This is a genomic window from Syntrophobacter fumaroxidans MPOB (assembly GCF_000014965.1).
GTDB lineage: Bacteria > Desulfobacterota > Syntrophobacteria > Syntrophobacterales > Syntrophobacteraceae > Syntrophobacter > Syntrophobacter fumaroxidans.
In genome coordinates this window covers 2,861,266-2,882,850 of sequence record NC_008554.1, presented here as the reverse complement: position 1 = coordinate 2,882,850, position 21,585 = coordinate 2,861,266, and the positions used below count along the sequence as shown (strand labels likewise).

Sequence of the window (21,585 nt, the reverse complement as noted above, 5' to 3'; positions counted from 1 at the left end):
TCACCTTCCTCTGTAGACATAACGGTTCATGCATCCGGCTATCTCGTCGCGCAGCTCGGTCAACGTGCTGAAGTAAGGATCGATGGCCGCCAGGCGCTGGACCATGGGCGCGTGCTCGTCTCCGAACCCCAGGAGCCATTCGCTGAAGTCGTCGCGCCTGCCGGTGGTCCGGCGCCGCGCATCGATGAAGTGATAGAAAATGCTGCTTCTCGAGAAGCGCTGGATGTGCAGGGCCAGGCCTTCGATATTGTGAATGCGGATATTCGTGTCGAAGACGATGATTTGAGAGCGCATGAAATAGAACTGGCGATCGTGCCTGGCCCACGGAATGTGCTCGGTCTCCTCCAGCCTTTCCTCGATGACGTCGATGAGCTCCCGGCGCAGACCTTCCAGGTCCGCGTATTCGCTGGGATCGACAAGGGCGAGTCGCTCGGCCAGACGGGCGTCATGAAGCCCGCGCCATGCCCATGCGGCAAAATCGTTCTGATATTCGGGATCATCGAAACTTGCACGAAGCAATCCACCCCAGAAATGATAGTAAATGCATCCCTGGTGTGTGGTCATGAGCCGGTCTCTCAGTTCCTGGAGATTCTGCGTTCTTTCCCCGGTGGCAATGGTTATGAGAGCGCAGTCTTTAACGGCAAAAGGTTCTCCCATGTTTCCTCCGTCATTCTCAAAGCCTGTATCCACGGCAGCGGGCAAGCCCGGCAATCGGGAAGGAATCATCCGGCAGGCAGCGAGTCTTCTGTGTGCACCATGAGCTCATCCCGCGAAAACGATCGGACCGGAAAGGAAGGGTGAAGCCCATCCCGCGCCTCCCCGCATCCGCAAATTCGACCAAAAGAGGACATCCGCCGCGCGCGCGGCGCAAACCCCGAGAAGGGGGGCGCATCGCGGGACGGCTTGCCGCAAATCAAACATGTGTATAAGTTAGAGTCTTTTCGGCAAAGAATCAAGCCTGTTCGGCCCGCGCGGTTTCGGGCCGGGAGTGCGGCGGATGAAGTCTCGGGAGTGCGGGGCACAGCGGGAAAATGAAAAAACTCGTGAGCGGGACTTGATTTTTTCCCGCGGATAGATACATTTGTGGAGTATTGGCACTCGGCGCCGTCGAGTGCTAACCCTTGGCCCCGGCCGGACCGCCGGGACCGGCTCTCGTCCCGAAACCGCCTTGCACCTCCGGTGCCGAGTCAATCCAAGAGGAGAACAGTCGAATGAAGGTCAGACCATTGCATGATCGCATCATCATCAGACGTGTCGAGGAAGAGGAAACAACGGCGGGTGGAATCATCATTCCGGATACCGCCAGGGAAAAGCCTCAACAGGGGAAAGTCGTGGCGGCGGGCAAGGGCCGGCTGCTCGAAAATGGGATCCTCACTCCGCTTGCGGTCAAGGAGGGGGATCTCGTTCTGTTCAACAAGTACTCCGGGACGGACGTGAAGATCGAGGGCGAGGACCTTCTGATCATGCACGAAGACGACGTCCTGGGGATCATCGAATAGCACTCCCGCAAACGGTTGGAAGGAGGATCAACGGTATGGCTGTCAAGGAAATCAAGTACTACGCCGAGGCCAGGGAAAAGATCATGGCCGGAGTCGACACTCTGGCCGATGCGGTGAAAGTCACCCTGGGACCTCGAGGTCGAAACGTCGTTCTGGAGAAATCGTGGGGGCCCCCCACCGTGACAAAGGACGGAGTGACGGTCGCCAAGGAAATCGACCTCGAAGACAAATTCGAGAACATGGGCGCGCAGATGGTCAAGGAGGTCGCCAGCAAGACTTCCGATGTGGCGGGTGACGGCACGACCACCGCCACCATTCTGGCCCAGGCCATATACAGGGCGGGTTCGAAGCTGGTCAGCGCGGGTCACAATCCCATGGCGCTCAAGAGAGGCATCGAATTGGCGGTTGCGGCGGCGGTCCGGGAGCTCAGGAACATGAGCAAGCCCACGAAGGACCAGAAAGAAATCGCCCAGGTGGGGACCATCAGCGCGAACAATGATGTCGCCATCGGCGACATCATCGCCGAAGCCATGAACAAGGTCGGCAAGGAAGGCGTGATCACCGTGGAAGAAGCCAAGAGCATGGAGACCACCCTGGAAGTGGTGGAAGGCATGCAGTTCGACCGCGGTTACGTGTCTCCGTACTTCGTCACGGACCCCGAACGCATGGAGGTCGTGCTCGAGGATCCGTATATACTGATCAATGAAAAGAAGATCAGCAACATGAAAGACCTTTTGCCCGTGCTCGAACAGATCGCGAAGATGGGCGCCCCGCTGCTCATCGTTGCCGAAGACGTCGAGGGCGAAGCGTTGGCCACCCTGGTCGTGAACAAGCTGCGGGGCACGCTCAAGGTCAGCGCCGTGAAGGCTCCGGGATTCGGGGACCGACGCAAGGCCATGCTCGAAGACCTTGCGGTTCTCACCGGCGGCAAGGTCGTCTCCGAGGACATCGGCGTGAAGCTCGAAAACGTGTCGTTGCAGGATCTCGGTCGAGCCAAGACCGTCCGGATCGACAAGGACAATACGACGATCGTGGACGGCGCGGGTGCCCGGAGCGCCATCGAGGCCCGCGTGAAGCAGATTCGGGCACAGATCGATGAAACCACCTCCGATTACGACCGAGAGAAATTGCAGGAACGGCTGGCCAAGATCGTCGGCGGGGTCGCCGTGGTGCGCGTGGGTGCGGCCACCGAGACCGAAATGAAGGAGAAGAAGGCGCGCGTGGAGGATGCCCTGAACGCTACGCGGGCCGCCGTGGAGGAAGGCATCGTGCCGGGTGGCGGCGTGGCTCTGCTGCGCTGCCTGCCGGCGCTGGAAAAGTTGGACCTGCACGGAGAGGATGCGTTCGGCGTCAAGATCGTCATGCGCGCTCTCGAAGAACCGGTTCGACAGATTGCGAACAACGCGGGCCATGAAGGGTCCGTGGTGGTCCAGCAGGTGAAGCAGGGCACCGGGTCGCATGGTTTCAACGCGGATACAGAGGTCTACGAAGACCTTAGCGCCGCGGGGGTCATCGATCCGACCAAGGTGGTGCGCTTCGCTTTGCAGAACGCGGCCAGCGTGGCTTCCTTGCTGCTCACCACGGAAGCCATGATCGCCGAAAAGCCGAAGAAGCAGAAACCTGCTCCGGCCATGCCGGGCGCCGGAATGGAAGACATGTATTAGCGGGCGGCGGGCCGTTCGGCCCGCGGCGGCCTGTCGTTAAAACCCGTGGGGCCGGGCGAAATCTCGGACCTCGGGCGGGACGGTGGTTTGCAGTTTCCAAATCAGGCTGAATTGTACGAGTGGTGTGACGACCTGGGCGGGGAATTCCGTGTAGAGGGGGCAGGCTCCTTCCACAGGAATTCCCCGCCTTACCTCATGGCGACGGAACATCCGTGGTGGCATTTGGCCGGGCGAAGCCCGCACGGCGAGGCGGCGGTTTGCATTGCGGGGTCCGGCGACGTCCCCCTGTTCCTGCTCCAGGCAGGGGCGGAACCCGTGGTGGCGGTCGACGTGTCGAGGTCCGCCTGTTTCCTGAACGAATTGAAACGGGCTGCGCTGCGGCGTCTTCCGTACGAGGATTACGTCGTCTTTTTTCTGAGCGGATTGCCGCGAGCGTCGGGTTTTCTCCATGCGCGCCGTCTTCCGCAAAGGATGCCCGCGGTCGAGCGCGCGGCGCTCTACGACGGGCTGCGGCAGGACTTGAGCGCACCGGCCCGCGTGTTTTGGGACGACCGGTGCCGGTCGACCGCTCCGTCCGAATCATCCCCATTCCAGGGGTTCCTGCATACGCTCGATCTGTTCACCCTCGAAGAAATCCCCTGCCTTTCCGACCCGTCGCACTACACGGCGTGGAGTGCCGGCGCAAGGGATTACCCGATCCTGAATCTGCCCATGGACCTGGCATTGCGGCGCCTCGACATGCTCTTTAACATGGTCTATGTGTCGAATGTGCCGGAATACATGAAGATGCATTTCCTGGCGGAAGAAAACCCGGAAGGTTACCGGACCTGGCTGGAAAGCTTCCTGCGTGTGGTTCTGAAGAGACTTGCCCCTGGAGGAAGGTTTTGTTCGTATTTCTTTCAGTCCGGCGATGCTCCTTCCCTGACGGCGGATCTCGCGGACTTCGCCCTGCTGGAGGATTGCGGCATGCGTCTCGATGTGCGCCGTATCGAATACGCGTCGGCCGCGCTGGGGTCACGTTTCCGGAATGTCCTGGCCGTGTGGGAAAAAACCCGGTGGGACTGAGGCCACGTAAGGCCGACCGGGGGGGAACGTTTGCCGGACCGCTGTCGGATGGCGAGGAGAGATACCGTTGCGCTCCACCGGTGCTGCACGGGGCGCGGGGGGGGGCGGACGGGCGATCATTTCCCCGCGGTTGGACGTAATGCATCGCCTGCGTAATTCATGGTGCCTCTGTCAATGTTGTGTTAGCATACAAGACCCGTGTTTACCGGAAGAACGGGGAGCCGGCCGGCAAGCCCGGATGGTTCCAAAGAATCTGGAAGGCAGGCGGGGACCTTGGTTTTGATCGAGGAAGGGAGAGACCCATGAGACAATTCGGCATGAACGCAAAAATTCTGATCGTGGTCGTGTGCGCGGCGTTCCTTAGCGCTTGTGCAAGCGGTCCCACATATTACGGTTCCACTCCGGCGGCAGTGCAGACGCCCCCTGAACCCGAGCTTTTCTTCAACAATATCGGGCCGGACGACAGGCGCTTCACCTTCCATGTCGAGGACCGGACCCCTTTCGGTCTGTTCGACCTTCCCCAGGCGCGTAACACTTTGTACAGCAAGGGCTACGATGAGGTGAGGAGGCAAAACCGCGCCGATTTCACGGTCAGTGTCTCCTTTACCCCCGGAGTGCAGGACGATCCTCAACGCAGGGCCGGCAACGTGGTGGGAGGCGCGCTGGCGGGTGCGGCTCTGGGGGCGATCATCGGCGGCGCGACCGGGTCGGCGGGCACCGGAGCGGCCATCGGGGCGGCGAGCGGAGGAACGCTGGGTCTTGTAGCCCCGGCATCCAGCCCGCTGGTGCGGATCGACCTCAATGTCTACGGCTTCAACAGCCGTCTGTCGGAAACCACCGGCGCAACGGTGGATATTTCCCGCATTCCGCCTCACGAGGTCCCCGGTTTTATCGACGCCGAAGTCTCCCGCATGCTGCAGAATCTGCCGCCGAGGTAGTCGGCTGCGCCCCGTTGCCGGGCACGGATGCGGGCGACGCAAATCTGCGGAAGGTGTCCCGGTGGCAATGACGATGACGCCGGCAAGCTGCACGGGCCCGAAAAAGAAGAAAGCCAGGGGCGGGGAGACCTGGCTTTCCAAAGGTATAGGGCGTAACGAAGAACGTAGGTTGGGGTATAGGTTGGTTATCTGGGATGGAAGAATACCAGTTTCAAATTGTATTGGAATCCGGTGCATCATGTATTTTTATGGAGGAAATACTGTATTCGACGCCCGGTGCCTGTAGGTAATCATGTACATATACGGAGTTTTCGAGCGGTGGACGGCCCCGGGCCTTTCCCGGTGCCCGGGGCGTTGAGCCCTGGAAGACCTTACGCTTATTGGAGGATGCCTTGACGGTACGTGCACTCGCAGCGTCGCTTCTCATGGTCGCCGTCCTTGCGGGATGCGCCACGGCGCCCGTGAAAAATCCCGAAGCCGAAACCGTGGTCGCCGATGCAAATACGGCCCTGGACACACTCAACGCTCAAATCGCGCAGTTTTACATTGACCTGCAGAAGCTGATCGAGGAGATCAAATACCTGCAGAACCAGCCGGGGTGGGCCGACCTGGAGCAGATAATCGCGGGGACCCCTTCCATAAAAAACCTGGAAAACGAGTATGAGAAAGAGCCGGAAACAATGGCCATGCTCGAAACCTGGAGCCGGAAATGGAATGATTCCTGGAAGCCGCTCCTCTACGAATACGCGCGGCTGGCGGACCAATGCACCATCCTCGAGGCCAGGCGACTGGCTTTGCGCGAACGCCTCTTCGTCGTCCAGTCGAAATTCATCGCGGCAACCCTGAAGACGTCTTCCAGCAGCTATGATGAGGCGGCATCACTCTATTCGGTCGTGGACATACTGGCGCGATCCGAAACGGAGCTCAATTCCTTCACCACCAACGAGATCGGTCTCTACGATCCCCGGCTGCACAACTGATTGGGTGCGCGAGCGGCCGCGCGGCGCCGTGACTGCGGCGGGCAAGAGCCGCCTCCCGCTCGCCCCGGAATTTCCTTCCGCGGTTCACGGATAAGCGGACTGCCCGAGCCGTGGCGGGAACCTTTACCGCACAGCGTCCGATGGGAAAACATGCCTGAATTTTGTCTTCAGAGAGTGTATGATCCTGCCGACCTTTGAATAGGGTGGAAGAGCTCCGTCAGGTGAGGCGGGGAGCAGCCATGGACGTTCCGCCCGGCCTTTCCCGCGCGAGGATGGCCATGCAGGTCCGGGCAGGGCTCGGCTCCGCCTTTCATCACAACCCTGAAGCATGTCGGTTCGCATGACGACGTCCTCCGGGCATTTTTCATTTTGGGGATATTGCAAAGCTCCGATCCGTCCTTATTAGTGTATCACTGGAGTTACCTGATGACTGGCCACAGGGATTTCGAAGATCTGAGACGGTTCAAACGATTCCGCATGACGGGCACTGCGCGGGCCGCCTTTTTTGCGACCGCCCGGGAATTCTTGAAGCTGGGCGAGATTCTCGACATCAGCCTGGGAGGGCTCGCCATGCGCTATGTCGGTTTCGGGGAACAACCGGACGGCCCGATTGAAGTCGAGCTGTTCGGTTCCTCGGGCGAGGTGGTGCGGCTCGGCAGATTCCCTTGCAGGATTGTCTACGATTTTGAGCTGGCCGATGAATCGTGGGGAATCCTGAAGGTGCGCAGGTGCGGTATCCAATTCAGAGAGCTTTCGAAACAGCAACTGGCCCAGATTCAGACCTTCATCGATTCCTTCGGGATTCGTGAAGAATCGACTCCCCCGGATGATGCGGATTTTGCCGGGTCCGGCTCCTAGGCAACGGGGGGCCGGGCTCACGTTCAACTGCGCGAGCAGAGCTTCAAACAGATCAGGGAGGTGATGCAATGACCGAACGACCAGGTGCCGTGACGATGAAAGGCGCCCCCCTCACCTTGGTGGGCAAGGAAATCAAGCCGGGCGACAGAGCGCCCGATTTTGAAGTTCTGGACAATGGCCTGGCCCCTGTGCGGCTTGGAGCTTACCAGGGCAAAGTGATCGTCCTCTCTTCGGTGCCTTCTCTCGATACCCCCGTTTGCGATATGGAAACCCGCAGATTCAACTCCGAAGCAGCCAAGCTCGGCGACGAGGTGGTCGTGCTCACGGTGAGCATGGATCTGCCTTTTGCACAGAAGCGCTGGTGTGGCGCGGCCGGGGTGGAACAGGTCACAACCCTCTCGGACCACAAGGACGCCTCATTCGGACTGGCCTACGGCGTATTGATCAAGGAACTGCGTCTGCTTGCCAGGAGCGTCTTCGTGATCGATCGCCAGGGTGTCGTCCGCTATGTCCAGCTGGTAAAGGAAATTACCCACGAACCCGACTATGATGATGTTCTTCAGGCCATCGCCAAAGCCAGGTGATTCCTGCACACGGTTCATCCCGCACAAAGCGAAGAAAAGCTCCGATCCGTTTTGCCAATCCGTCGAAAAGAATGCAGTTGAGGGGGGGCCATGGCCCTCCCGTCGTCCGTGGTTTTACGGTCGTAAGGAGCAACGAGGCCCGCGGCCGGTTGAAAAAACGCGGTGATCACGGAAGTCCATCCCCGACGATGAACTCTGCCTCCGTTCGCGGGGGTGCGCCGGGCGGTCTGGATAATTATTATTTATTAAAAAGAGCTATCGAATATGGGCGGGGTTTGGAACCCGGAAGAACGGAGGGAGCTTACAGTTTGAGCCAAAGGAGTACGTGATATGGAACGTTCTGCCGATAACGATTGCAGCTTTGACGGACTCAAATATGTACACGGAGAGAAACACTGCGTGTCCGATCGGTGCATGATCTGCCGTGGCGGGCGGTGGGATGAGGAAAGCGGGATTGCCGTCCTCTGACCGGTCGCGCGAACGAACCCGGGAGGAGGTGGAGGACTGCGGGGGCAATCCCGGAGAACCTGCCGCCTTCTTCCGGCATGACGCGCGGGGGGCGATCAACGGGTGATGAAGCGACCGACCAGCATCGCCGCCAGGACCAGCAACAGCCAGTACAGAAACACGAATCGGCTTCTCAATCCGGACCTGATGTTTCCTTCCCATATACAACCGGAGCTCAGACATCTGTACCGGTTGAGGGGTACCAGGAAACTGACGAGCTTGTCGATCGTCCTGCGGCGCACGCGCTGGAGCCGCGTGCCGCATTGCGGACAGAAAGGCATTTGTCTTCTCCCGGTGCTTGTCGATTTGTTCGAGTGATTTTATAAGAGAGCGCCATACTACCGCAGTCCGCCCGAAAGATCTAAAAGTTTATGATATGAGCGATCCTGATTTTGCCGTGCCCGGGACCAATAGTGTTCGAACAGGAACCTTCCGCTCGGTGCATAATATTCCTGTCTAATTGTTTATTGACAATTTCTTCTAGTGATGTATTTTTATTGGCCAAATAGAAAAAGAAGGTGTGTTCCTGCTTTCCAGGCAGGAGGAAGGTCACGAAAAGACGGGGGATAAGCAAGGATGAACAGGACTTTCAAGGCAACGATCGGGATCCTGGTTTTTCTGTTGCTCGGCGGTTGCGCTCATACCTCGCGCACTGCAAGTTTTCCTGCCAACATGTACCACAAGATACTCGTGCTGCTCAACATCGACAATCAGGCTTCGGAAGATGGAGAGTTGGCGGTGGGAGTATGCCTCCTCGACCCGGCTGCAAATATTCCCCATCAGTCCTCCCCGGCGGCGATCGACCCCGCCAAGGCTCCCGTGGTTCAGATCACCGAAGCCACGCATGATTTTGGCGTGATCAGCGGGGACGGAGATTTGGTCCATCGCTTCAAGATCAGGAATGTCGGCAACGACATGCTCAAAATCAAGAACGTCTCTCCCGGGTGAGGACTCATGGTCGCCCAGTTTGACCGGGCAATCCCTCCCGGCGGTGAGGGTACGATCACTCTGAAGTTGAATCCCAAGAGCTGCAATGGCGAGATGAAAAAGACAACCCTGGTGACGTGCAACGATCCCGGCAAGCCGTATTTCATTCTGGTGCTGCAGGGTCGTTCCAGCGCCTAGGCGCACTGCACGCCGGCTCTCGCAGCGATCATGACGAGTGCTGGTGCACGAGGCCCGGCCTGATCGTGGGCACGGAGGAACCGTGCCCACCCTACGGATCCTCTCGGTCCCCGGAGGCTATCCCCACCCGGGTCGCCTCCCGACGGGCAGGTGTTGTGTCATCTTGAACGCGCCTCGGTATAAGGTGTTTTTTCCCGGGGTTGCACAAATCCCGAAGGAATCCGCGGCCACTTTGTGAAGTTTTTCTTGCGAATCCCTCCGGCCGTGCCTATAATGCCCCCCACGGTATTGCCCTTGTGTTCGTTCAGACCCGTGTATATCTATCTGACCTTAGAATTTCTGGAGTTGATTATGACCGAAGTCAAGGCAACCAATATCACCTGGCATTCCAGCCAGGTGACGCGCAACGAACGTGAGGCGCTGCTCAATCAGAGAGGCTGTACGATCTGGCTGACGGGGCTTCCATCCTCGGGCAAGAGCACGACGGCGTTTGCCCTTGAGTACGAACTCATCCAACGCGGCTACATGACGTATGTCCTGGACGGGGATAACATCCGGCACGGCTTGAACAAGAACTTGGGTTTTTCCGCTCAGGACCGCGAAGAGAACATCAGGCGTATCGGAGAAGTGGCGAAGCTTTTTGCGGACAGCGGAATCATCGTCGTCACCAGCTTCATATCCCCGTACCAAAGAGAGCGTGATCTCGCCCGTAAAATCCACGAGGAGGCGGGACTGGGATTTTTCGAAATCCACGTGAGCACGCCGGTCGTGGTATGCGAAGAGCGGGACCCGAAATCGCTTTACAAGAAGGCCCGCCGCGGCGAGCTCAAGGGGTTTACCGGCGTGGACGACCCATATGAGGCGCCCCCGAATCCGGAGCTGATCGTGGACGCTTCGAACAACTCCCCGGAAGATCTCGTAACGCAGATTCTTCCCCTGCTGGAAGAGAAGCAATACATCGGGGCCGGTTTCAAGGCCTACCGGCAGCAGTTTTCAGCGGCTCGAAAGACGGTGATTCAACGCGGCACGGCATGATGGCGGATGCCGACAGGCTCGGTTGCCGTCGACTCTCGAGAACGATCGGATGTGTTCCATGGGCCCGGCGTCCGTTCTTCAAGGACGGATGCCGGGTTTTCCCCGGTGGCCGCGGTTCGTGGTCCGTTCGTGAGGCGCGTTCGGCGCCTCTGTGATGATCTTGCGCATCAACCTCCGAAATGCGCGTTTTTCTCGCGCCGATGATTCCCCTGCGTGGTACGGTCGGTGCCGTGTTTCCCGATACGCAACCCATCACGGGCGTGAGCCTGGGAGGTGTGGGTTTGTCGCGGGGCCATTCCTGTATTTTCCGCTCGTCCATGTCCGAGCAGCGCCCTGACCCGCGGTGCGATGGTGCAAACGCAACCGGGTGCCGGAGGTTTTCCCTTCGGTGAGGCGGGTAGCCCTAAACAACGTTGCGCTTTCCCCGCTTTTGGATAAGATATCCTCCAGCAATGCCGACCATGTGCTCCGTTCCGGGCTGTTTGTGTGAATCGATGAAATGCAGCGTTGAGACCGAGGTGCGTTCAAGATGACACAACGCCTGCCCGTCGGTGGGTTGACGCGGGCGGGATAAACCCCGCCTTTACGGCGCGATGTGCCCGGCAGACGTACAAGGGGGAGGGTTTTATGCCCTCCCGCCCAATGCGCTCATCTTGAAAGCAAAATGGCATGAGATGAAAAACGCGGGGAAGTTTTGCATGCGCAGCCGGATGTCCGCAAAAGGGATGAAATCATGACGAATGAAACGGTGAGCATTCCAGTCAGAGGGCACGGCGAGGTATCGGGGGTATTGAGCGTTCCCGACCCGTTCACGTCCGGCAAAGGGATCGTGATCGCCCATGGCGCGAACAACGACATGAACCAGCCGATGATCGTTTTCCTGGCGCATCGATTTGCCGAAGCCGGATTCCTGACGCTGCGGTTCAATTTCTTATACAGTGAGAAGGGCAGCAAAACCGTGGACAGCCGGGAAGTGCTCTGTGCCGCTTTCGAAGGGGCCTGCGACAGTCTCGGCGCAAGGCGGGAGGGCCGTCCGAGGAAAATCTACGCGGCGGGGAAGTCACTGGGCGCGCGAATCGCCGCCATGCTGGCGGCCGAAGGACGGCTTCAGGCGGAAAAGCTCGTCTTCCTGGGGTTCCCGCTTCACGCTCCGGGCAAGAAAGATCGGCTTCGCGACACCACGCTCTACGACATTCGGGTCCCCATGCTCTTTTTTGCCGGGAGCAGTGACCCGTTTTGCGATTTGGGGATCCTGAAGGACATTCTGCCGCGCCTGTGCGTGGAATGGGATCTGGAAATCATCCCGGGGGGAGACCATTCCTTCAAGGTTCCGGTGAAGGCCGGGGTGAGCCAATTGGCGATCTACGACCAGATCGCCGGCAGGACCATCGAATGGCTCAACAAATGATGTGCCGAAGCGCATGAAAAAAGCCCCGGTTCAAACCCGGGGCTTTTTTCATGCCAAGCGGGTGACGCACGATCGCAGCTTCTTCAAGGGAGGGACAGGGGCTGCCCCCCCTCTCTTCGCGCCTCCCGCTCGAAAGGGTTCTAGCAGCTCAACTGCTGGAAGAAATCGTTGCCCTTGTCGTCCACAAGGATGAACGCCGGGAAATCCTCGACCTCGATTTTCCAGATGGCTTCCATCCCCAGCTCGGGATACTCGAGCACTTCGACCTTCTTGATGTTTTCCTGAGCGAGGAGTGCCGCGGGGCCGCCGATGGAGCCAAGGTAGAAACCGCCGTGCTTCTTGCATGCGTCGGTCACCGCCTGGCTGCGGTTGCCTTTGGCGATCATGATCATGGAACCGCCGTGGCTCTGGAAAAGGTCCACGTAGGAATCCATGCGGCCCGCCGTGGTCGGCCCGAAGGACCCGGAAGCCATGCCCTTGGGAGTCTTGGCCGGTCCCGCGTAGTAGATGGCATGGTCTTTCACGTACTGGGGAAGCCCTTCTCCCTTGTCGATCCGTTCTTTCAGCTTGGCGTGAGCGATGTCGCGCCCGACGATGATCGTTCCGGTAAGGGACAGCTGGGTGGTGACCGGGTATTTGCTCAGGTCGGCGAGGATCTCCTTCATCGGCCGGTTCAAATTGATTTTCACAACGCCGTGATCGTGCTTCCCGCGATACTTCTCGGGGATGAAACGACCCGGATTGGCTTCCATCTGCTCCACCCAGATACCGTCCTTGTTGATCTTGGCCTTGATGTTGCGGTCCGCCGAACAGGAAACGCCCATGGCCAGGGGACATGACGCCCCGTGCCGCGGCAGCCGGACGACGCGCACGTCCAGGACAAAGTGCTTGCCGCCGAACTGAGCGCCAAGGCCCGTCTTGTAGGCCGCCTTCAGGAGCTTGTCCTCCATTTCCAGGTCGCGAAACGCCTGGCCGCCCTTGTTGCCGGTGGTCGGCAGAGCATCCAGGTACCCGGTGGACGCGAGCTTCACCGTCTTGAGGCAACCTTCGGCGGAGGTGCCGCCGACCACGAACGCCAGGTGGTAGGGCGGGCACGCCGCGGTACCGAGAGATTTCATCTTCTCGACGAGAAACTTCTCCAGGCTGGTCGGATTCAACAGGGCCTTGGTTTCCTGGTACAGGTAATTCTTGTTGGCGGAACCGCCGCCCTTGGCGACGAACAGGAACTTGTATTCCATGCCGTCGGTGGCGTACAGGTCGATCTGTGCGGGCATGTTCGTCCCGGAATTGACTTCTTCATACATGGTCAAAGGAAGCGTCTGCGAGTAACGCAGGTTCTCCTCGGTATAAGTCTTGAAGACTCCTCGGGACAGGTAATCTTCGTCCTTTGCGCCGGTCCAGACCTGCTGGCCCTTCTTGCCGACGATGGTTGCAGTGCCCGTGTCCTGGCAGAGCGGCAGAACTCCCTTGGCGGCGACTTCGGCATTGCGCAGCAGGGCGACGGCAACACCGCGGTCGTTCGCGGAAGATTCCGGGTCGCTCAGGATAGCGGCAACCTTCTCCAGGTGCGCCGGCCGCAGCATGAAGGAGACATCCCGCATCGCCGTGTTGGCCAGCAGCGCCAAAGCTTCCGGATCGATCTTCAGGATTTCCTTGCCGTCAAAATTGCCGACCGAAACATGGTCTTTCGTCACCAAGCGGTATTTGGTCTCATCTTTTCCGAGGGGGAACGGATCCTGGTAAACAAATTCTGCCATTTTTCACTCCTTTGTTACGATTTCGGATTCAGTCCAGCGCGCGGTGTAAACGGGAGCCAAAGCTCTATATTATTATAAAAAAATCTTTTGTCGAGTGCTGTTTGGCCCGGATGGCCGCAAAATGCGATAATGCCCAAATCCGCGCGACATTTCTGTTCTTTCCTTCACACGGCGAACCCTCGAGAAACCAGGTCCGGAGTCGGAAGCCCCGTTTCCTCAGTCCCGCGAACCGCCGCAAATCCGAAGCTCGCAAAGAACTATGGAAATGGGCTGGGCCGGGGCCTCTTCCCGCACAGCATGAAGAGCGTCATCGTCCTTCCCGCGGGAGTGGAAATCCGGGAAAACACCCCGAGTCTCCGCCTCTTCGCCGAAGCGGCGGATGCCTTCTCTCACAAGGCCGGGACCCGGCTCTTTTGCAGCTTCCCGGCCCCCCGGCATAACATCCGGGGTGTCTTGTCCGGCACATTGCCGAATCCGACCACCGCGGCAGTTCCGGCGGCATTGATCCAGGGGATGGTTCTTTGTCTTGACGAACACTCGTCCAAGGCTGGTAGAATCATCCCGCCCGTGGGGTCGAAAGCCGCGGACGGGCCAACACGGTTCGGAACCGGTTTCCGAGCGGCACGGGAGTGGGCCGGTGCCCGCATCATGTTGGATTCCGCTCTTTACCGGGGACTTTTTCGCGGCGCGATCCCGATCCGAACCACCCAGGGAGTCTTTTCAGGAGCAAGCCGATGAAGCTGGTTTACAGGGGAAGTCTGCAACGTACCATGATCATCTACTTTGTGCTGATCGGATTCGCCTCGTCCCTGGTCGGCATCGAGTTCATCCTCGACACCCACAGCCAGGAACTGCGGGATGTGCTCCTGCAGAACTTCGAACGGCTCTCCCGGAATGAAATCCAGGTCGACGAAGCTTTCCAGCCCGTCCGGTCCCTGCGGAACAAGGCGATCCTCATGGTGTGCATCGTCATGATCGTCGTTGCCATCGTTTTGATGATGTTCATCAAGAAGATAACGGAACCCCTGCAGCACATGATCGAGACGGCCAGAAAAATATCGGCGGGCGACCTCAGCCGGACGGTGGCCATATCCACGCAAAACGAACTGTCGGAGCTGGGAAACGTCATAAACGACCTGACCAGCAACCTGCAGGAGCTTCTCCTGCTCTCGCAGGACGTGTGCACGGCGGGACGGCATTTCATCGCCGAGGTGGAGGAGATCCGCAGGCACCCCGGCATGGATGCCGCCGATGTCGAAAGGCTCGAAGCCGGGCAGGAGGCCCTGGGAAAAAAAGTGAAGATGCTTGGGAAGATCATCCAGGGCTTCGAAGTCTTCAGAATAGGAAAATAGGCGATTCCCGGCGGGTCGTGGATTCGCTGACGGCATTGGAAACGGCGGGGATCGTCCCCAACCGGGACTCACGCATCGGAAGATGAAATCGTCTTGTGCCAGTATCCCCTGTGAAACGTCCACGTCATCATGACCGCCTGGACGACGATCGAGGTCGACATGGCCAGCCATATGCCGAGCGCTCCCAGGTCCAGGGTGAAACTCAGGAAGGCGGCCAGCGGGATGCGAATCAGCCATGTGGCGATCACCACCACCGCCATGACGCCCCGCGTATACCCCGCTCCCTGCATGCCTCCCCCGAGCACGATTCCGAGAACCATCGCCGGCGCCACGACCAGGTTGATCCTCAAGTAGCGGATCGTTTCGAACAGGACGTCGGGATTCGAGGTCAGGCGATGGGCGATCCAGGGGGCGGCGGCATACAGGACCGCGGCGATCGCCGAAAGGGAAAGCACGCCCATGCCGGCGATCCTCCATCCGAATCGTCGCGCCTGTTCCACCGAGTGTGCCCCGAGGCTCTGGCCGACCAGCACCGCCGCGGCCATGTTCAGCGCGAATGCTGGCAGAAAGGTGAGCGATTCGATCCGCAGTCCGTTGGCGTATGCGGCCATGGCGGGCACGCTCCAATCCCCGAGATAACCCAGGAACTGGTAGATGACGAGGCTCGCGGCGTTCCATGCAATCTGGACCACCACGGCGGGCCAGCCGATGCGGCCCAGCTCCCGGAGCACCTCTCGCGACAGCCGCCATGTATCGCTCCACATCGGTTTCCATTCATGCCTCAACAGGACCGCCAGGATTCCACAGGCTCCGGCGGACATGGACACCGCCGTGGCGACGGCGATTCCCGCGTAGCCGAGCCTGGGCAGAGGGCCGAGGCCGAAGACCAGCCCGAAATTCGCCAGGATGTTGAGAGCGGCCACGACGAACATGATGCGAAAGGCGATCACGGGCTTGCCCACGGCGCGAAAGACGGCTCCCGCGACGATGATGACATAGTTGGGGAAGAGGGCGGCAGCGTATATCTTCACATAGACCAGCGCAAGGGGTTGCACGGTTTCGGGCAGGCTGAAGAGGCGCAGAACGGCGTATGGTCCCACGGAGAAACCGAGCAGCGTGAGCAGCAGCCCGGAAAGCACGCACAGGATGAGCGACTGCCGGGTGAGGTCGAGTACCCCGGCCCAGTCGTTCCTCCCGGCCGCCTTGGACACGACGGCCACAGTGCCGATTGCCAGGGCGTTGGCGAGGACGATGAGCACGAAGTACTGCTGGCTGATGAATCCCACGGCGGCCTGCACGTCCGGCCCCAGGAGGCCGGCCACATAGATGTCCGTGTAGCCCACCACGAAATTGAGCAGCATGAGGCCCAGCACCGGCCAGCTGTTGCGCCAGATGATGCCCGTAAGGCCCTTGGACGTGCCGTCGGTTTGCCGCTCCATCAAGAAGCCCTCTCCTCCATACTGTTGTCGTTCCACATCCCTGAAGACCGCAAATTTTCCCAACCGCTCCTTGTAGCCGATTTTTTCGACCGATGCACCCCTTGAAAGAGGTCCGCGGCGTGAATACCCGAAAGGATGGCCCACGGCGGTTTGCAGCGATGATGAAGACGGGTCTTTCAGACCTTGTCCACAGCGTGCGGGGCCGTGGCGGGTTGCAGAACTATAGAGTAATTCTTAACTTTCTCCTAATATTATGCAATTATAGCAAAGGAGAGCTTGAAATGTCTCGGGAACCGCTTATGGAAATGATCACGGCGGAGCCGTCCGTCAGAATCGCCGCGCCGGGCGCTGTGGAAACCGCTACTTTCGCCATGGGCTGATTCTGGGGGCCCGACGCCCGGTTCGGGTGCATCGACGGTGTTCTCAGGACGCGGGTCGGATATGCGGGAGGCCGGAAGAAGAATCCGACCTATCATGACCTGGGCGATCACACGGAGTCGCTGGAAATCGTCTACGACCCCGCGATGGTCTCATACGAGCGGTTGCTGGAGGTGTTCTGGGCGGAACACAATCCCTCCGTTCCTCCCTGGTCGAAGCAGTATATGTCGATCCTGTTTCATCATGACGAGAGGCAGAAAAGCGCGGCACTGCGGAGCAGGGACAGGGAATCGGCCAGGCGGATGCGCCGCGTATTCACCGAGATCCTGCCGGCGCGGGAATTTTACCAGGCGGAGTCCTACCATCAGAAGTATTACCTGCGGAGATTGCCTGAAATACTGAGGGAACTGGCAACCCTGTATCCTTCCGACACCGACCTCACGGCCTCCACGGCAGCGGCCAGGCTGAACGGGTACCTGGGAGGCTGCGGAAACCTCGCCATGCTCGAAGCCGCTCTGAAGAAGCTGGACCTGCCCCCTGAAGCGGGCCGGAAACTGCTCCGACATGTCCCGGGTGGGAGGCATTAGAAAGTCGGGCCGGCACACAAGGCGGCGGCGACGGACGGTCCGTCCCGGTGAACGGTCGGCGGCCACGGTTCCCCGGCCGTCCGGCCCGCTCAGGCAGGTTCCCGGAGGGGGAGCCGGAAGCCGTCAGGTTCGGAGCGCCGCCGGTCGTGACTCCCGCGAAGTCCGAACGCTCCCGCAACCGGGTCGAAGTTCGAGCGGACCCGGAAGTCACGAGGCCGAGGGCTCCGGGTTCGGCGCGACCTGAACGGCCTTATTACCTTTACCGGATCATTCGGCTCCCAGTCTTTCGAGATCGAACTCGGCCCAGACCGGAGTGTGATCGCTTGGGGTCTCGCGGCCGCGCGGCTCGCCGTCGGCCTGGCATTCCAGGCAGGCATCGGCGAGGGTGCGGGTGGCGTAGATGTGGTCCAGGCGCCACCCGAGGTTTCTCTTGAAGCTTTGCGGCAGCCGATAATCCCAGAAGGTGAATTGCTTGGTGTCGGGGTGGAGTTTCCTGAAAACGTCGACCAGTCCCCACGCGGCCACCGCCGCAAGGGCTTCGTGTTCCCTCGGGTGGAAACTGACCTTGCCCGCCAGCCTCTTGGGGTCGAAAAGGTCGATGGCTTCAGGGGCGACGTTGATGTCTCCCGTCCACACCAGCGGCTGCGAAGGCTCGAAGCGGCCGTCAAGCCAGGATTTCAGTCGGCCGAAGAAGTCCAGTTTGTACTCGAAGGCGGGCTCTTCAGGGCTGCGCCCCTGCGGCACGTAGGTGTTCACGATCCATATTCCGTTCAGTTTCACGGCGATCAGTCGGGCTTCCTCGTCGGGCTTTCCGTCTCCGAATTCGAGCAGGACTTCGGAGGGTTCCGATCTGCTCAGGACCGCCACCCCGTTGAAGGCCTTCTGACCCCTGAAGGCGGCGAAATAGCCTGCTTTCCTGAAGGCGTCCAGGGGGAAATCGGCGTTTTGGCATTTCAACTCCTGCAGGCACAGGGCATCCGGCCGGTGGCGGTCGAGCCACTCCAGCACCGGCGCCATGCGGGACCTTATGCCGTTGACGTTGAACGTGGCGACTTTCCAGGCCATGTTTCAGTCCTCGTTGCGTAAATGGTTTCGGGCTCCCGAATGCGTTCGACCCGGATCGAGTCCTCCTTCGATCCTCCCGTCAGTGCGCCGTTCCACCCGGCATCCGGATGGCGCCGAACTGTTCCTCGTACTGGTCGACGTGCTGCGCCAGAACCCCCAGGAGGGCCTTGGCATGCTGCGGCGACATGACGACGGAAGCCTGCCTCTCAACGATCATCCTGCCGTCGGTCCCCGTGAGCATCTGCCTGAAATCGATGCGAAAGTCGAAGTAGCTGATCTGCACGTTGGCATTGTTGGTGTAAATGGACTGGAATTTTTCCGATTGCACGTGCTCAACCTGAATTTTCTTTTTCTCGTCGGACATTTTACTGAGCTCCTTTGCTCGAGTCGGTCTTTCGCCGCTGCGGGAAAACGCCTCGCACCGTTGCCGCAATTCGTTTCAACACGTGACTTCAGTCCGCCGAGCGCCTCATTTTAAGGCAATGGCCTTTTCGGGGCACATTTCCCGGCAGCAGAAGCAGGTGATGCAGACCTCGGGACTCGCCACCCGAACACTGCCCCCCATGAGCAGAGGCGATACCGGGCATTGTTCGATACACGTGCTGCGGCCCGTGCGCGGCAGGGAACAGGCCTGAGGGCGCGGTCCACCGCCGGGCGCACGTTCTCGTAATCGGCGGGATGGATCATGACTTTTTGCATGTCGGGGCCCTCCGTGTCTTTCGGGTTTGAATAAGCACAAGAGTATAACAACGAGGGGCGAAGAGCACAAGCAACGACGGGTTGGGCCGGAGGAGCTTCGCCGGCAAGGGCGAAATCATGACAACGCACTTCCCCGGGACGCCGGCTTGTCATAGAATGTGGAAGCCGGCGGGAACTCGTCCCGGGAATTCGTCCCGGAGGCGCCCGGGTTCCACGGATGCCCCTTTTCCTGAAATCCAGGAGCGGACATGAGCGAAATTCGGATTCTGCGCGATTTCTATTCCTACCCGGAAGAGACGACCAGGACCCTGCGCATCTATACCCCGGATGCCTATCAGGCGCATCCGGACCGCCGGTTCCCGGTTCTCTACATGATGGACGGCCAGAACGTCTTCAACCACCCGGAATCGGCCCTCTACCATACCTGGTGCGCGAACACGACCATGGACCGTCTCATCTTCGAGGGCCGTCTCCAACCCTGGATCATCGTCGGGATCGACCACCTCCCCGACCGTTTCGCGGAGTACGTGCCGTGGCCCGAACCGGCCATCGGCGCGGACGGGCGCGGCCGGCTGTTCGCCGATTTCCTGGTCAACCACCTCAAACCGTTCGTCGATCAGACCTACAGAACGCTGGGGACCCCTCAATGGACCGCGGTCATGGGGGCCAGCCTCGGAGGACTGATGAGCCTCGTTTTGGGCAAGACCCACCCGGACGTTTTCGGCCGGATCGGGGCGGTTTCCCCTTCGGTCATGTGGGCGGGGAGTGAAATCTTCCGGTTGTGGGACCGCCCCACCGGACGGTGGTGCAAGATCTACCTGGATGCGGGGACGCTCGAGCGCTACTGGTATTATGATATCTACCTGGACTACGTGGAATCTGTGGCAAGCTTCCACCGGCACCTGAAGGACATCGGCCTGGGCGACCACGAGCTCAGGTTCGTGCTGGCGGAAGGGCATTTTCACAACGAGGAAGCCTGGCAGGCGCGCCTGCCTGACATCCTGCCGTGGCTCCTGGAGGCGGGGTCAAACCTACACTTTTCACATTTTTCATGACCCGGGGATCACAACGAAGCATGCAATTCTTTCGCGCAGACCCTCCATTCACACAAAGCGTCATTTCCTTCCGGTACCGTTGAAGGATGAAACGCCGCCCAGCGGCTGCATGACCCGAGGCCGCCCGATTCCATTTTCCATGTACCCGGCATGAGAGACCTCCCGCGGATCGAATCGAGAGCCGATCGAGGAGCCCCGCCACCCGATCCCGCGCCTCACTCGATATCGCGCGGCGATTGTGCGTGCGGCCCGGACCCGATCAGGCCGTCGCCTCGACCTTGGCGATGGCCTCCAGTATCTCGCCTTGATCGGGCGATCGCAGCAGGTACGCGTAATTGCCCATGGCGCCGCTGAGCGCGTCCGGAATTTCCAGGTGGTTGACCACCAGCGGACCGATTTCGGCGAGCAGCTGTTCGTGGCCGAACCGGTAGTTGACCCCATGCCGTCGCGAGGCATGCGCCGCGTGGTATTTTCGCTCGAAAGAGAAATCACGCCGGTCGTGTACGACCGACTCCGCCCACCAGCGGAAGAGGTCGATGTCGCAGGCGTAGTTCATCATATCCAGGGAGAAGCCGCCCGGTGGACGGACATTGATTTCCAGGGCGTGGTAGGTCGACGGGTCCCGGCGGAAGAATTCGATGTGGAAAAAGCGTTCCCGGACGTCGAAAGCGGCAACGGTCTTTCTCCCCAGTCTCTCGAGCTCGGGGGGGATGTCGCGCAGGGAATAGTAGTGCAGGTGGCGCCGCTCGTTCACCGTTTCCATGATGCCCGCGGAGAAGTGATGGGCCGTCCGGAAGACGATGGACCCGTCGCGGGCGGTCAGGCCGTCGAAGCTGAGCAGATCGCCGGACAGAGCCTTCTCGACCATGTACCCCGGAGGCAGGTTGCCCAGAACGGCATCCAGCTGTTCGTCGCCGGCGACCTTGAAGGTATCCGCCGCGCCGACGCCCTGGTCCGGTTTGAAAATGACCGGATAGCCGTGTTCCGCCACAAACCTGCGCACGACCGTCGCGTCCGTGGCAAGGACCCCGTCGGCGCAAGGAATTCCCGCCTTGATGAACCCTCGCTTCATCCCCGTCTTGCGGCGGTTGATTTCCAGGTCATGCGGTTTCTGGCCGAAAACGTTGAAATCCTCGCGCAGCCGTGCGTCGATTCCCAGCCAGAACTCGGTATGCGACTCGATGCGGTCTATTTTTCCATACCTGTGCGTGAAGAATCCGCAGGCCCGGAGCATGGCGTCGTAATCGCCCATGGCCGGGACCCGGTAGTATTCGGTCAGCGCGGCGCGAAGCTCCGGGCGCAACTCGTCGTAAGGGGAATCCCCGATTCCCAGAACCGTTGCGCCCGCCTCCCGCAGGGCCGTGCAGAAGTTGAACCAGGTGGGAGGAAAGTTCGGCGAAATGAATACGACGTTCATCGTGTCTCTCCTTTGGGACGATCATATTATGCACCGCCGGTGTAAGGCCACTCGAAACGACCGGTATTTACCCCGGCGCTCGGGGATTCCGCAAGTGGAATGCGCCGAAAGGAGCGGATTTGCCGGCCGGGCGTCCGGGCCGCGCGGGCAGGGCGGAGCGCACTTCCGGATCG

The 21,585-nt window shown here is 60.0% G+C and carries 20 protein-coding genes and 1 pseudogene; 14 read left to right on the top strand and 7 right to left on the bottom strand.

Annotation, left to right across the window (positions count from 1 at the left end; genetic code table 11):
- Positions 1-657: a DUF5752 family protein gene (locus SFUM_RS12145; protein ID WP_011699197.1), complete on the bottom strand. Its 657-nt coding sequence runs from the start codon at positions 655-657 to the stop codon at positions 1-3.
- 554 nt (positions 658-1,211) lie between these two features.
- Here SFUM_RS12145 and groES point away from each other — a divergent pair.
- The 7 genes from groES to tpx all read left to right on the top strand — a co-directional run bounded on the left by groES (position 1,212) and on the right by tpx (position 7,588).
- A complete protein-coding gene (groES, locus tag SFUM_RS12140; RefSeq protein ID WP_011699196.1) occupies positions 1,212-1,499 on the top strand; it encodes a co-chaperone GroES in 288 nt (95 codons plus the stop codon).
- Between the two features lie 35 nt (positions 1,500-1,534).
- Complete coding sequence (gene groL, locus SFUM_RS12135; RefSeq protein ID WP_011699195.1) at positions 1,535-3,163, top strand: chaperonin GroEL; 1,629 nt, start codon at positions 1,535-1,537, stop codon at positions 3,161-3,163.
- An 87-nt stretch (positions 3,164-3,250) separates the two neighbouring features.
- Positions 3,251-4,228, top strand: a complete 978-nt coding sequence (locus SFUM_RS12130) for a DUF3419 family protein (RefSeq protein WP_011699194.1) — start codon at positions 3,251-3,253, stop codon at positions 4,226-4,228.
- 302 nt (positions 4,229-4,530) lie between these two features.
- A complete protein-coding gene (locus SFUM_RS12125) occupies positions 4,531-5,166 on the top strand; it encodes a YMGG-like glycine zipper-containing protein (RefSeq protein WP_011699193.1) in 636 nt (211 codons plus the stop codon).
- Positions 5,167-5,558: 392 nt separating this feature from the next.
- A complete protein-coding gene (locus SFUM_RS12120) occupies positions 5,559-6,146 on the top strand; it encodes a hypothetical protein (protein WP_011699192.1) in 588 nt (195 codons plus the stop codon).
- Between the two features lie 426 nt (positions 6,147-6,572).
- Positions 6,573-7,004: a PilZ domain-containing protein gene (locus SFUM_RS12115; protein ID WP_011699191.1), complete on the top strand. Its 432-nt coding sequence runs from the start codon at positions 6,573-6,575 to the stop codon at positions 7,002-7,004.
- Positions 7,005-7,072: 68 nt separating this feature from the next.
- On the top strand, positions 7,073-7,588 hold the full coding sequence (tpx, locus tag SFUM_RS12110; protein WP_011699190.1) for a thiol peroxidase: 516 nt from the start codon (positions 7,073-7,075) through the stop codon (positions 7,586-7,588).
- A 563-nt stretch (positions 7,589-8,151) separates the two neighbouring features.
- Here tpx and SFUM_RS12105 read toward each other — a convergent pair.
- Positions 8,152-8,376 carry a hypothetical protein gene (locus SFUM_RS12105; RefSeq protein WP_041440429.1) on the bottom strand — a complete coding sequence of 75 codons (225 nt, stop codon included), beginning with the start codon at positions 8,374-8,376 and terminating at the stop codon, positions 8,152-8,154.
- Between the two features lie 295 nt (positions 8,377-8,671).
- Here SFUM_RS12105 and SFUM_RS12100 point away from each other — a divergent pair, with 295 nt between their 5' ends.
- The 4 genes from SFUM_RS12100 to SFUM_RS12090 all read left to right on the top strand — a co-directional run bounded on the left by SFUM_RS12100 (position 8,672) and on the right by SFUM_RS12090 (position 11,663).
- On the top strand, positions 8,672-9,043 hold the full coding sequence (locus tag SFUM_RS12100; RefSeq protein ID WP_011699189.1) for a DUF1573 domain-containing protein: 372 nt from the start codon (positions 8,672-8,674) through the stop codon (positions 9,041-9,043).
- 6 nt (positions 9,044-9,049) lie between these two features.
- Positions 9,050-9,220 carry a DUF1573 domain-containing protein gene (locus SFUM_RS22545; RefSeq protein ID WP_083764045.1) on the top strand — a complete coding sequence of 57 codons (171 nt, stop codon included), beginning with the start codon at positions 9,050-9,052 and terminating at the stop codon, positions 9,218-9,220.
- A gap of 351 nt (positions 9,221-9,571) precedes the next feature.
- Positions 9,572-10,255: an adenylyl-sulfate kinase gene (gene cysC, locus SFUM_RS12095; RefSeq protein WP_011699188.1), complete on the top strand. Its 684-nt coding sequence runs from the start codon at positions 9,572-9,574 to the stop codon at positions 10,253-10,255.
- Between the two features lie 733 nt (positions 10,256-10,988).
- Complete coding sequence (locus SFUM_RS12090) at positions 10,989-11,663, top strand: alpha/beta hydrolase family protein (RefSeq protein ID WP_011699187.1); 675 nt, start codon at positions 10,989-10,991, stop codon at positions 11,661-11,663.
- Between the two features lie 140 nt (positions 11,664-11,803).
- On the opposite strand, the gene SFUM_RS12085 is transcribed toward SFUM_RS12090, so the two are convergent.
- Positions 11,804-13,420, bottom strand: a complete 1,617-nt coding sequence (locus SFUM_RS12085) for a fumarate hydratase (protein ID WP_011699186.1) — start codon at positions 13,418-13,420, stop codon at positions 11,804-11,806.
- Between the two features lie 734 nt (positions 13,421-14,154).
- Here SFUM_RS12085 and SFUM_RS12075 point away from each other — a divergent pair.
- A complete protein-coding gene (locus SFUM_RS12075; RefSeq protein WP_011699184.1) occupies positions 14,155-14,772 on the top strand; it encodes a HAMP domain-containing protein in 618 nt (205 codons plus the stop codon).
- Between the two features lie 68 nt (positions 14,773-14,840).
- Here SFUM_RS12075 and SFUM_RS12070 read toward each other — a convergent pair whose 3' ends face one another.
- Complete coding sequence (locus SFUM_RS12070; protein WP_041440425.1) at positions 14,841-16,274, bottom strand: MATE family efflux transporter; 1,434 nt, start codon at positions 16,272-16,274, stop codon at positions 14,841-14,843.
- Positions 16,275-16,603: 329 nt separating this feature from the next.
- On the opposite strand from SFUM_RS12070, the pseudogene SFUM_RS12060 reads away from it, so the two are divergent.
- A pseudogene (locus SFUM_RS12060) lies at positions 16,604-17,176 on the top strand (peptide-methionine (S)-S-oxide reductase MsrA); the annotation flags it as partial.
- Positions 17,177-17,443: 267 nt separating this feature from the next.
- Here the strand turns inward: SFUM_RS12060 and xth are convergent.
- Together xth and SFUM_RS12050 are read right to left on the bottom strand one after the other, a co-directional pair.
- The gene (xth, locus tag SFUM_RS12055) at positions 17,444-18,241 is read right to left on the bottom strand and encodes an exodeoxyribonuclease III (RefSeq protein ID WP_011699181.1); all 798 of its coding nucleotides are present in this window, start codon (positions 18,239-18,241) and stop codon (positions 17,444-17,446) included.
- 79 nt (positions 18,242-18,320) lie between these two features.
- The gene (locus SFUM_RS12050; RefSeq protein ID WP_011699180.1) at positions 18,321-18,605 is read right to left on the bottom strand and encodes a DUF3467 domain-containing protein; all 285 of its coding nucleotides are present in this window, start codon (positions 18,603-18,605) and stop codon (positions 18,321-18,323) included.
- A gap of 583 nt (positions 18,606-19,188) precedes the next feature.
- On the opposite strand from SFUM_RS12050, the gene SFUM_RS12045 reads away from it, so the two are divergent.
- Positions 19,189-19,995: an alpha/beta hydrolase gene (locus SFUM_RS12045; RefSeq protein WP_011699179.1), complete on the top strand. Its 807-nt coding sequence runs from the start codon at positions 19,189-19,191 to the stop codon at positions 19,993-19,995.
- 259 nt (positions 19,996-20,254) lie between these two features.
- On the opposite strand, the gene SFUM_RS12040 is transcribed toward SFUM_RS12045, so the two are convergent.
- Complete coding sequence (locus SFUM_RS12040; RefSeq protein WP_011699178.1) at positions 20,255-21,412, bottom strand: ATP-grasp domain-containing protein; 1,158 nt, start codon at positions 21,410-21,412, stop codon at positions 20,255-20,257.
- Positions 21,413-21,585: the final 173 nt, after the last annotated feature.